This is a genomic window from Helicobacter bizzozeronii (assembly GCF_900196775.1).
Classification (GTDB): domain Bacteria; phylum Campylobacterota; class Campylobacteria; order Campylobacterales; family Helicobacteraceae; genus Helicobacter; species Helicobacter bizzozeronii.
In genome coordinates this window covers 1-12,226 of record NZ_FZLB01000076.1, presented here as the reverse complement: position 1 = coordinate 12,226, position 12,226 = coordinate 1, and the positions used below count along the sequence as shown (strand labels likewise).

Here is a 12,226-nt window from a genome sequence, read left to right as displayed (position 1 = left end):
AGATTTTATATTGCTGTTTCAAACTCCCATTAATCCATCGCAGTCATAATTACAAAACAACACAAGTGGATGTATGCGAATTTTCTGTTTAAATTCTTTAAGTTGTTTGGTGTTGGGGTTATAAGGGTAAAGCATCAACGCATCCTTACAAGAGCAGCAAGATCGACAGAAATCATACTATCAAATCGTAATAACCCACTTTTTTGACTTAGAATTTTTATCTGATCTACCCAATACCCAACCAACCTTCTGTTTAAGCCAATAACTCTTAAAATCCATCTACATCCCAATCCTCACCAAGCTCCACAACATCCACCTTGCCTGTCTGTAATGTATCCTTTGTGATGGTGTATTTATACCCTTGTTGTTGTTGCATAGAAAATCTAAGCGGATTCACCACTTTTTTCAAGATTTCCTTGATAGCACGCATCCCTGTTGTTCCATGCATCGCCTGGTTAATGATGCTCGCTCTAGCTTCAGGAGTGAATTCCAAACAATTCTTATATTGTGAAAACTCTTGCTGGTAGGGCAAGATTTCTTTGTCAAAAGCACTCTCTAGCATCTTGACATCCACACCCCCTAATACAATGCGCACAGAAATGCGCCCAATGAATTCTGGGATCAAACCACAACGCACTAAATCTGCATCACTCACTTCTATAGGTGTATTGGGTTGTGATAGTTTGCTTACAGGTTGGCAAGAATTGCTAAAGCCGATTGTTCTAGACTGGTTGGTGTGGCGGTAGTTCAAGCCCTTAAAATGCCCCGCAAAGATAAATAAAATCTTAGAAGTATCTAGGACAATATCTTGTTTCCCATAGCTAAAAGTGAGTGTGTGCCCTTCAATGATCTTAAGCAATTCTGTCTGCACGAGTGATTTGAACTGATGATCATTGACCTCTAAGCCTAATTTATCCACTTCATCTAAAAAAATCACACCATTTTGGGTCTTTTGGATATCTTTACCCGCATTTTGATAAAGCCCAACAAATATGTTAGGGACATCATTCCCTTTGTAGCCCTCGGGTGTCAAGTGTGAAGCATCCACAATATTATAGGGGATACCCAAATGTTCTAAGAGTGTCTTGGTCATATAGGTCTTGCCACAGCCTGAAGGGCCAATGAGCAACACATTGCTTTTTTCATACACCACTTGCTTGCCTATAAAACGCGCGTAGTGATCGCTAATTTCAACACAAAAAGCCTCTTTTGCTCTTTCTTGCCCGACAATGTGGCGATCCAAGTAGGCTTTAAGAGCTTGGGGAGTGTATTCTTTGATTGCGGGCAAATCAATAGGTTCATTTCTTTGTCTTTCTTTCTCTAACACAGCATATTCTTTATGCGTTGTTTGCTGTGTTGTGTATCTAGAAGGTTGGTGTTCTTTGTGCTCGCGCACATCTGGTTCTCTAGGCGATCTTGCATCCAAGAGGTGGCGCACTTCTTTAACGCTTCTAGGTGTTTGAATTAGGAACACATTGGGCATAAAATCCGCATCTTTTTCAAAGATGCATTCTCCATCCTCCAATATCTTTACCTTGATGGGGAGATTAAGATGACTTGCCATAATCTCTAAACACCGCTTTTGCTGAAACATGAGTGATATGCCACTTGTTTCTGAGCACTTGCGGAATACTTGGATATGCTCAGGCGTGAGTTTATTGAGTAAGCTCTGTTGGATATGTGCTAGTGCTTTCTTGCTAAAGATCTCTTTTAATCTCCCTATCACCCACGCCCGCAACACTTTTGGCATGTAGTAAAACATTTGCCCATTTGCCTTAAAAGAGCTGTCTTGGAGAATAGAAGAACTTTTATATTGTCCCCAGTAATCTGCGCTCAAAATCCCCAAATTTAGGCAATCCTCTTGGCTTAACAACCCATAGTTTTTTTCTAAATACAAACCAATGAGTCTTTTTGTGATGCGTCTATTAGTGGATAACCCACTACAAAGAGAATTGATAAGTCCTTGTTTACCAAACTTTTCTTGCTCTAAAAATTGGCAAAAAACTTTTATCTCTTTTGAAGTTGAATCTATCTCTGGTTTAAGAGAAATCCGTTTTGTAATTTCAAAACACAATTTGTCTTTTGAAAGATAGGGGTTTAATCTGTAAAAAGCCTTTTGGATATAAGAGTTATAACTGGGGAAACGCTCCAATAAATCTTGCTTAAAATTCTCCATAGGGATTTCAAAATTGCCAAACAACCCACCATAGGCTTTGGATTTTAAATAATTGCTGATCACATAGGATTGGATTTGTTTAGAAAATGAGAAAATGGTTTTAAACATACTCTCCACACCTTTGCTATCCATAAACACAAGTGCCAAATCCATACTCTGGCGTTCTTGGCAGATCTTAGGGAAGAAATAATGATCGCCTCTATCTTGTGCGATTTGGGAGAAATCAATGGCATAAAAAAGGTCGTAGATTAATTGTCTGTATTCTTGCTCTTCTTGGTCAGGGGTTTTAGAGAACCCCCACCCTTGCTTTTTCAATAATGTCTTAAAATAGGCTTGGCAAGCTTCTTTAAAAAAAAGCGCATAATCTTTAGGCAATATCCCATAATTATTGAAAATGGCTTTAACGATTCGGTTTGCCAAAATACTGAGTGCTCCTTTCCGGATGAAAAATTCCATCAATTCATAACAACCCATTTCCTTTTTTTGTTCCTGCATTTTTTGCTTCTTTTTAGAATTTTCAAAAGCGGACATGTTTTAACATATTTTTGTTTATACTCATCTTAAGTGTATAAACAGATTTATATTTAAAATAACTCACTTGATTTTAAATAACCTTTGATGCTATAAAACGCTAAAAAAAACTAAAGGTGTCTTTTGTCAAAACAACTGCTTTTACTCCCCAAACCTTCTAAACCTGCTTTATCTGTGGTTGTGTGTAAAGGGAGAAATAAAGATTACCCCGATCTTGAAAAGGATATAGAAGTGCGCTGTTACCTATGTTCCCCATAGCCAAAAAAGCTAAGACTTTATGGTGCGGTCGTTTAGAACGACATAAAAGACACCTAGAACCCATTTCGATTCATTTTTCAAGTCTAAAACCCCAAAAAAAATAACACACAACACCCCACAACCAAACCCCAAACAAACATAGCGATCTAGCCCCGTAACTGTTCAAATAATTTACATTGTCTTAGGAGATTTTGTTATAATACGATTCTTCCATGCGTAGTCAACTACAGTTCTGCATAAAGTGTCAGTTACTAAGAAAGAGGGTTATATTTAGTTAGATACACTGCACCCTTACCGTGATTTGATGGCTTAATGAGCACATCATGCTTTAGAATTAAAAAAGTGGTGTATAATACACTTGTGAGTTGAAGGCAACCTTTTAAAGAGTTTGTGTTATTCAAGTAAGGTGGGGTTGTTTGCATTCTTGCACTTTTAGAGGATTGTCAAATTTGGTATTTGACTGACAGAAAGTTGCTAATTTTCGTGGTTAAGCTTTGGTGTAGATAAATTGGGAGTTTGCTATGTCTGTTAGTGGTTTTAGTGGTTTGCGTTCTGTGGGTGACTTGGAGCATTTTAATTTTTTAATCCCTTCTTATCAAAGAGGGTATCGTTGGGGAACGGCAGAGGTAGAAATCTTACTTAGGGATATTGCGGATTTTATTAAGAAAAGCAAGTCAAATGATCGCCAGCGTTGTAGTTTACAACCTATTGTAGTCAAGGCAAAAGTGGAAGGTCAAGACAAAGTCTACCACGTTATTGATGGACAACAACGCCTTACAACCATTTTTTTAATTGTAAAATATCTTACGAGGTATGTCGTGAGAGAAAAATGTCAAGAAGGTGGGGATGTGAGGTATCTTGCGAGAAAGGAAGGTGAGGAAGTCAAAAGGGGTGATAATTTGTTTTTCATCAAATACGAAACAAGGGAGAGGAGTTTTGAATTTTTAGAGAATATACAGGATCGGAAATACGACGGAACCATAGACTCTTGGCACTTTAGAGTAGCCTACAAGACTATTTGTCATTTTTTTAAAGATTACCAATGCGGTGATAAGAAAGATTTTTTAGAAACCTTGTGTGAGAAGTGTGAAGTGCTTTGGCATGAAAGTCCAGATAAAGAAGAGAAAGTATTTGTTCGTTTGAATAGTGGGAGAATTCCTCTTTCAGAGGTTGAGAATATTAAGGCATTGTTTTTAGCGCAAAACCAAACCGATGGATTAACAGAAGAAGAAATAGAACAAAAAGAGGAAGAAAATAAGAACAGGGCAGAGAGATGGTATAGTGCCGAGAAAGAGGCTAGAAAGAACGGAGACTTTATTTACTGCGTGCTAGAACACATAGATAGATGTGACATCATGTCTATAAAAAAGGAGGGACAAGAGTGGTCCGTTCTATCTGATGATGTCCAAAGGATTGGAGTTTATCTCAAAGCAATTATGTTTCATAAGAAAAAAGGAATTTACAAGCGAGTGCCTTATAAAAAGAAGAAAAATTACTTATTTGACTATTTTTATCATAAATACGAGAATGAGAGCATGGATGATGAATGGAAAAAACTTGATAAGGCAATTAGACATCTCTCTGACTTTGCATCAGGGGTTTTTAACAAAAACAATAAAAGCAGTGACATTGAAATTGAGATAAACAGAAAGATTTTTCACTATCTTGGTTTTTTGATACTACAAGGTTATAAAATTAGCGAGCTATACACAGAGTGGCTGAATGTTGGAGATAAAGAGAAGTTTGCCATTTGTCTTGAGGATTTGGTTAAGAAGAATGTTCAACCCTATATCAAAAGAATAGATGACTTGACATACAATAAGAACAAGGATAGAAAACCCTTACAAGTCATTCTCTTGCTCTTTAACTTAGAGTATCTCATGGAGAAGATAAAATCCTTAAAACCTTTTGAGTTTAATCGTTTTATACTAGAGAAGTGGAATTTGGAACACATTTATGCGCAAAATTCTGAAAGTGTATGGTCGCAAAAGGAACAAGGCAATTTATCGAAATTAAAAGAGGCAATAAAGAGTACAGAAGATTTAAATAAGTTAAGAGTGGATATTGAAAGTGAGAAGGCAGACATTAGTGGCATAAAAAATAAATTGAAAAATTTATCGCAAAAAGGAAGTAAAAAAGTAAATAATGCCTTTAAGGAGGATATTAAATCTTTTTTAAAGGATATAAAGCATGTTAATGATAGGGAATTCCCCAAACAATTGGAGAAATTATTGTCAGATATGAAAAATAGAGTCGTTGAAGAGACTAGAAAAAAACTAAAGGGTTGGAAGAATCCGTCAAAAAATTCAAAAACAAATGAAGAAATTCATAGGATGATCGTTGAGTTTTTCGAGCAAACAAAAGACGACAATGAGAAGTTTCTCAAACAATTTGCGAGCGAGTTGTTGCCAAGTATAGAGGAAAAGCTTGCTAAAGAACCTGAAGAATGGCTACGGGAAGTAAAGGACCACCTTGAAGTAGAGGACCACCTTGATGATGGTGAGCTTAAAACGGGAATTGAAAAATTTTTAAAAGCAATAAAAAATAAAAGTTTCTTCGAACTCTTAGAATCAGAGGGATTGCTGAAAAAAGCAGATGAAGCTTTTCAAAGGGATGAAGATCTGCACCGCTTGCAAAATCTTACTCTACTAGACGAAAATTCTAATAAAAAAATAGGCAATCTCATTTTTACTAGAAAACAAGATAAAATCCGAAAGATTGATGACCAGCAAAAACTCATCCCTATTTGTACACGAGAGGTGTTTAACAAGGTTTTTTCTGCCGATACCGATAAAAATAAGAGATTTTTTACAAAAAAGGATCGGAAAGCTTATCTCGAGGCGATTAAAAAGTGTTTGGACAAGTACAAGTATTAGAAAAACCAAAGAACTGCAACACTCAAGGGCATAAAGAATGAGGTCTTATACTTTTTTGGAATTTTTAGACTTAGAATTTTTGAAAGATGGTATAACGGAGCTAGTTGTGGTGTGCAGAAAATAGAGGTGCCTAGACTCCAAAGGGATTATGCACATGGGAGACGATCCAAAAATTGTGAGAATGTAGCAAACGCTTTTTTGAATGCGCTCTTTGATGTCTTGAAGAAGAAGGAGGAGGAATTACACTTAGATTTAATCTATGGTTATCAAGATAAACGAGTGTTTAAACTTATAGACGGACAGCAACGCATCACTACCCTATGGCTTTTATATTTTTTCCTGTACAAGAAGTCTCAAAAAATCGATAAGATTAAAGATAAACTCGCTAGATTCGTTTACAATATGCGCAGAAGTTCTAAGGATTTCTGCGAGGAATTGTTAGAAATGGAAGAGGAATTTCAACTAGACAAGAAACCTAGCGAGACCATTTTTTCAGTAGGAGCAACATCTGGGGATTGTGGCGACGATCCGACTGTTCAAGCCATGGTTCGCATGCTCGATCTCATCCATAAAAAACTGAATGGTAAAGATACGGAAAGTTTCATAAAAAGATTAAAATGTATTTCTTTTAATGTTATTAACATGAAAGATTTTGGACTGGGCGAAGATCTCTACATCAAAATGAATGCTAGAGGTAGACCCTTGCTCAAATGTGAAAAACTCAAGGCTTTTATAGAGGATGGGAACATCAAGGATGGAACTAAAATCTCTAGAAAAATATTAAGTGCCATAGATAATCAATGGAGTGATTATTTTTTTGTAGCTAGTGATCCTGATACTTTTGATGATACTTTTGATGATACTTTTGATGATACTTTTGATGATACTTTTGATGATACTTTTGATGATACTTTTGATGATACTTTTGATGATACTTTTGATGATACTTTTGATGATACTTTTGATGATACTTTTGATGATACTTTTGATGAGCGCTTCTTCAACTTTCTGCATTATGCCAATGTCTTTTTTGCCCTAAAAGAAGAATTTACTCCAAAAAAAGAATTAGAAGAAGGATCGGAGAAGAGTGTCGAGGACATTGCAGAGCTCCTCTCAACGGAGCGCGCCATTAATGACTCGTATAGGTTTTTAAAAGAAGAGAAAAATTTAGAGCTATTGGATAGGGCGATCATGCAATTGCCAAAATGGATCTCTTTAAAAAATCTTAAGATTAAAGGACCTGAGTTTTTTGGAAAACGGAAACAGAATAAGCAAAAAAAGAAACATGGGAAACAAAGAGAAGATGAAGAAGATCGAGAGGAGATAAAAGAAGGTAAACTTGGTAGAAAAGATATTTGCCACTTCTTTGCCTTTTTATTTTTAATCGAAGTTAGGGGGCAGTGCGTAGATACAGCGGTGGTTGAAGATTATCTGAGAGTGTGTCAACATTTTATAGAAAACCACGATTGGAATGACGCTGGGGATATTAAGAGTTTTTTTAGACTCCTTAAGGAAATTTCTCAGGGCATCACCTGTACTGTTAAGGAGGGGAAAGAAAATGAATTTTATGAATTTTTGTCTTGTTTTGAATTAGAAAGCGAATTTAATAGAGAGGTTTACGCATTAGAAAAAAGAAAAGCTAAACTTATCTATAACGATGGTGTGTATGATGAAAAAGCTCAAGGCTGGAAAAAGATTTTAGACGACACAAGTGTTCATGATTATTTAAGAGGTTATGTAGGTTTTTTGCTAGATTTTAGCATGGAGCATGGCAAGGAAAATTTAGAGAAATTTGTCCAATATGCTGAATTAACTATGGGGATTTTGGATATTTTTTTTAAAAAAACAGAAACTAAAGATCCCGGTTTATCCCATCTAAGTTTATTCCAAAGGACACTCTTGTGTTTTGGGGATTATAGTGTTGAAGCAACCAATCAGTTTTTTGGTAACCTTTACAAGCCAGGGCTATTTAGATTTAGAGAGCTTGTTTTTAAATTGTTTAGAAAAAAACCTAATGATGAGGGTAAGCCCTATTTACAAAGACTTTTGGACACTCTTTTGTCATTAAATTCTCAAAAGCCAGTGCAGAAAGAGGAACTACCAAAGAAAATGCAAGACATCGTTGAAAATTACACCAGGTCTCAAGGAGTCTACCTTTCACAAATTTCGTGTCCTCTCATTGAAAGAAGTTGGTGGGAACAGCTTCTACTTCAACGACAAGAATTATTTGAATTCATTAATGCTGCTAATTGGGGAAACAGCGACAGATTGCAGGAGTGTGGGAGGATTAAGTTTGAAAGGGATCGTAAAAATAAACTTCAAAGAGTTTATCTCCTTCAAGCAAAAAAAGATTCAGAACAGGCGAGAGATCTTTTGGGTTATGCGTTTTATTGTCATTGCAAACAATACGAAAAGAGTGAACAAAATGGGGAAGGAGTAGTAAGGATTGATTTAGATTATGAAAATAATAAGAGGAATCGCCAGTTTGGTATTAAGTTTGACAATAAAGAATTTGCTGTTTTTGCAGATAGTAAAGAGTCCACCATTACTCTCACAAAAACTCTCACAAAAACAAAGGATAATGTAGAGGGTGATAAAGAGGGTAACAAACAGAAACATTCATTTGACATTAATCTCGGTTCGCATACGGATGTTTTGAAAGAATTTGGAAGAGTTTTTGGTGAAATGCGAGAAAGGATCACGATCGAATATTCCCAATCTGAGAATTGAGACAACCACCATGCCATAGGGAGAGTCCTTGATGCTTTCAATGACACAGATCAAAGTTTGCATGGCTACCTACAGATCTAGCAATCTCGCAGTGCAACATCTCTACAAACACAATAAGACAACAGCCAAAACCCAACCAACAATCACATAATCTCCAATGGAACAATATTCACCAACCTAAAAAAGGTAGAGGACTGTGAATAGTTATGAATAACAACACCAATACAAAAGCTCATTACGCCAAAGTGCAAGCTTTTAAAAACAATCTTAGAAATCTCATATCTCTAGAGCGACTTATGTCTTATGACAACAATATTGCCAAGCACGATGCTAGTTTGGAGTTCAACGCCAAACTTACTCCCAAAATTGCCCAAGCAGAGATTTACTTGAGAAATATTGTAGATTTTTGTATGCAATTAGTCATTGGTGGTTCATCTTGGATTATGGATGAGCCCTGTCTCAACAAAGAGATAGAGAAAATTAACAAGCGCACAAGTAGAGATAGGCTGATCCAAGAGCGTGTAGTCTATATGCAAAAAAACCGACTTAAAGACCTACAATTCTTACCTGCTGTCTAATTTAACACTGGGGTCTATTATCGTTGTTATCAAACAGAATCATTTGCAAAATTTGATTTTTGATTTTAGAAAACAGAGATTAGATTTCAGAGATTTCTGTAATCTTAACAAGAAGATAGATTTAAAACTGCCCAACTATCACAAGATCAACATTGCAAAGACAAGGATCAAAGAGGACATTATCTATCCTAGACTTTCTGCTTGCGCGCCAAGTAGTGGCACAAATCATCCTGAACGGATTGTAAGCCTTGCATACGAGAGGATTGAATACTTTTTGGAGTTTTTATTGCAACATCTAGGAAATACTTAGAACATCAATTTTCAAGTCAGTCAAGCGAGTGTGAAACAAGAAAAACCGAAGAATTAAATTAAATAAATTAAATAAAAATTAAATAAATTAAATAAATTAAATTAAATAAAGAATAACAAAAAAGAAACCCTCAAAGAGAGCCGGGGGAGCCCCCCGATTTAACTTCATCTGTATTGTTGCATAAAATTCGTAAAAAATATCTTAATGATGTTAATCGATCTTGACATAAGCCTTTGCTCTCATGTACTAGTGTTGGTTTTTGCACACTACCAGCTTCCACAACCATTTTTAACCCTCAAACCATAGTTTGATATTCCCAAACCTTAACCTTTCACTCTACGACCTTTAAAAGTGCTTTAAATGCTATGTTTGTTTTATTGCTTCTCTTCATCTTACTCTCCAAAGACATAGTTGTCCTAAATCAATCAGTTTTTTACTCTCTCCCCAAAGGCATGATTATCCCATAGCCATAGGTGTTTCAAGATCAAGAGTCTAATTCTCACTTCAAAACCCTCTCTTGGGGGTTTTGGGGGCTTGCCCCCAAGAGCAATAAGAGCAACAATTTTATACTACCATTTAAGGTAGAAAATTTGCCATTGACAAGCAAGGGACACAGCGCAAGCTTGTTTGTTAAGTTTGCTTTGTGGGACTGGTGGTATAATGGTGATGTTTGTATCTTTGAAAAAAGGGGCTTAATGGATAATATGGGAAATCAATTAAGTACGAGCATGCGAACTAGAGGCAAACAAATAGGCAGTAAAGGGGGTATGGATAAGCAACCAACTAAACAAGCCGATAAGAAAAAGAAAATCCCTAGAGAAGTTAAAGATGTGAGTGCTCGGGAGTTATCAAGTCTAATGGGGCGATCAGGCAAACAGATCACAAAGGCAAAAACCTTAATGCCCTTAAGGAAAAGCAAAAGTTGAACGAATGCCCAAACTCTAACCAAAGGACTAGAATATGCGCCATTTTGACACCAACGCCATTGCCAAATAGGTTTTCAACACTGAATTACACACCCCAAGTCCCAAAATCCAAGAGAGAGAGAAACCCGATTCAACGCCAGCCGTGCCAAACAACCCACGCTGAATGTCATACTAACAGCCCACACCACTCATCTTAAAGAGGCTATGTGTGCCAGCCACGACATCATCATTGACACCCTCAAAGACACCCAAACAGACTGCAAAAACTACTGGGTGCGCCAATCCGCTCGCTTCTTAAACAGCTTTACTTAACAACTGCATAAGCGACACCCTAGACATCCATTCTTTTTGCACTTTCCACACCCAAACCAACATCGCTCTCCGTGTCTTGCTTGACCTTTGTGCCGATCATGGCATAGACATCACCCACCCCCAAACAGAGGGCGAGCGCGCCATTCACACTTTTTAAGTAAAAAATTCATCGTGGAGTGGATCATCTTGTTAGGCATTTTTAGAAACGATCTTGACTTCTGCAAGAACATCCCCGTGCTAGAAACCACGCTCAACCAACACATGGAAATCATCAATCAGACCGTCCAAATCCCAAAAATCAAGCAATAAGGACATGGCATGGCAGAAATCACTCTACAGATCACCCCCAACTCTAAAATATAGCAAAAACTTGGCGTTATTAAACAACCAAGCCTACCAACTCAAACAAGGCAAATTCACGGCTTAAATGCGTGAATTCTCCAACTATCCTAGCTAGTAAGGAGCTCATTAAAAAGTAAGAGCAAGGCAAGTGGTGGAGTGTAGAGATTAATTCTATAAACACAACAACTTAGGAGGGTTAGCCAATTGTTTCAATCCACTTCAAGCAACCAAGAATGAAACTTTTCAGCCACTTCTAAGTCTCAAACTAAAACTTGACACCAATATAACACAAAAATCTGAAATTTTGTCAAGCTATCCACAATGGCAGTTCTTAATGCACATTCTAGTTCTAGTAGTTATTACGATAGTTCCAACGCTTTAAAGAGCAGTTTTGGTATGATTTTCTGCGAGTTCTTGTTGTGCTACTACCTAGTTCCTTACCAATTCCAAGCCAGTTCTCCTGCTCAGTTCTCATGGTTTTTCTATTCAGTTCTAATGCTTGTTAATGTGAGTTCTAATATGATTTTTTATCAAGAGTTCCCTGCACATCTTCCTCTTAGTTCTCTTAGATTATCTCATTAGTTCTAAAACTAACCAATACCTACCTTAAACAAATCTTAACCACTACATCTTAGCATAGACTTTGACAAGTATTGGAGACAACAAAAACCCCTTAAAACGCCTATTTTTGATAAAAATGCTCTCTAACCCCCTTGTGTAGGGACTTTAGCCATAAAAGATGTGTATCTTTTGTGTTATCCTGCACCCATTAAAATCCATCCTAAATTGGCTATTTTTTCATCTAATCTTTTCTCTTAAATTTTTCAAAAAATTTTAGCTACAATCTGCCAAATTACATGGGGAATAAGGGAAAATAATTGGCGATAAAGCTTGTAGATGCACCACTGGATTATAAGCCTGATCTAGATTGGATTGATGAAATTGTCAAACCCAAAAGGGTTAGACCTAGTAGAGACGCCTACGATACTAAGCTTTTAATTCATTTCAATCACTTTGTGCAAAAAGGTGCGCCTTCTGTATTCAAGCATTACGAAATTGACATACTCTCCCATAACTAAAGTCAGGGGATTCTAACTTTAGTGGAGATCGCGGCTTCAAGCAGGACAGCTCCGTTTGGAGTCTTACATTCCCTATTCCAAAGGTTGATGCCCCAACCCCAAGGGTAT

General features: G+C 36.8%; 7 protein-coding genes. 5 read left to right on the top strand and 2 right to left on the bottom strand.

Features of this window, described 5'->3' with window-relative positions; genetic code table 11:
- Window positions 1–268: 268 nt before the first annotated feature.
- Window positions 269–2,671, bottom strand: a complete 2,403-nt coding sequence (locus tag C5684_RS07815; RefSeq protein WP_233708716.1) for an AAA family ATPase — start codon at window positions 2,669–2,671, stop codon at window positions 269–271.
- Between the two features lie 815 nt (window positions 2,672–3,486).
- On the opposite strand from C5684_RS07815, the gene C5684_RS07810 reads away from it, so the two are divergent.
- The 4 genes from C5684_RS07810 to C5684_RS09185 all read left to right on the top strand — a co-directional run bounded on the left by C5684_RS07810 (window position 3,487) and on the right by C5684_RS09185 (window position 10,385).
- Window positions 3,487–5,841 carry a DUF262 domain-containing protein gene (locus C5684_RS07810; protein ID WP_104639953.1) on the top strand — a complete coding sequence of 785 codons (2,355 nt, stop codon included), beginning with the start codon at window positions 3,487–3,489 and terminating at the stop codon, window positions 5,839–5,841.
- Between the two features lie 111 nt (window positions 5,842–5,952).
- The gene (locus tag C5684_RS07805) at window positions 5,953–8,571 is read left to right on the top strand and encodes a DUF262 domain-containing protein (protein WP_233708715.1); all 2,619 of its coding nucleotides are present in this window, start codon (window positions 5,953–5,955) and stop codon (window positions 8,569–8,571) included.
- Between the two features lie 206 nt (window positions 8,572–8,777).
- Complete coding sequence (locus C5684_RS07800; protein ID WP_233708714.1) at window positions 8,778–9,149, top strand: hypothetical protein; 372 nt, start codon at window positions 8,778–8,780, stop codon at window positions 9,147–9,149.
- 1,038 nt (window positions 9,150–10,187) lie between these two features.
- A complete protein-coding gene (locus C5684_RS09185; RefSeq protein WP_158650219.1) occupies window positions 10,188–10,385 on the top strand; it encodes a hypothetical protein in 198 nt (65 codons plus the stop codon).
- Window positions 10,386–10,716: 331 nt separating this feature from the next.
- On the opposite strand, the gene C5684_RS09710 is transcribed toward C5684_RS09185, so the two are convergent.
- A complete protein-coding gene (locus C5684_RS09710) occupies window positions 10,717–10,845 on the bottom strand; it encodes a hypothetical protein (RefSeq protein ID WP_267891206.1) in 129 nt (42 codons plus the stop codon).
- Between the two features lie 23 nt (window positions 10,846–10,868).
- On the opposite strand from C5684_RS09710, the gene C5684_RS09180 reads away from it, so the two are divergent.
- Entirely contained in the window at window positions 10,869–11,006 is a 138-nt protein-coding gene (locus C5684_RS09180) for a hypothetical protein (RefSeq protein WP_158306690.1), read from the top strand.
- Window positions 11,007–12,226: the final 1,220 nt, after the last annotated feature.

Coding starts and splice junctions, on each gene's coding strand:
- C5684_RS07815 (WP_233708716.1), bottom strand. CDS start 2,671: ATGCAGGAACAAAAAAAGGAAATGGGTTGTTATGAATTGATGGAATTT.
- C5684_RS07810 (WP_104639953.1), top strand. CDS start 3,487: ATGTCTGTTAGTGGTTTTAGTGGTTTGCGTTCTGTGGGTGACTTGGAG.
- C5684_RS07800 (WP_233708714.1), top strand. CDS start 8,778: ATGAATAACAACACCAATACAAAAGCTCATTACGCCAAAGTGCAAGCT.
- C5684_RS09185 (WP_158650219.1), top strand. CDS start 10,188: ATGCGAACTAGAGGCAAACAAATAGGCAGTAAAGGGGGTATGGATAAG.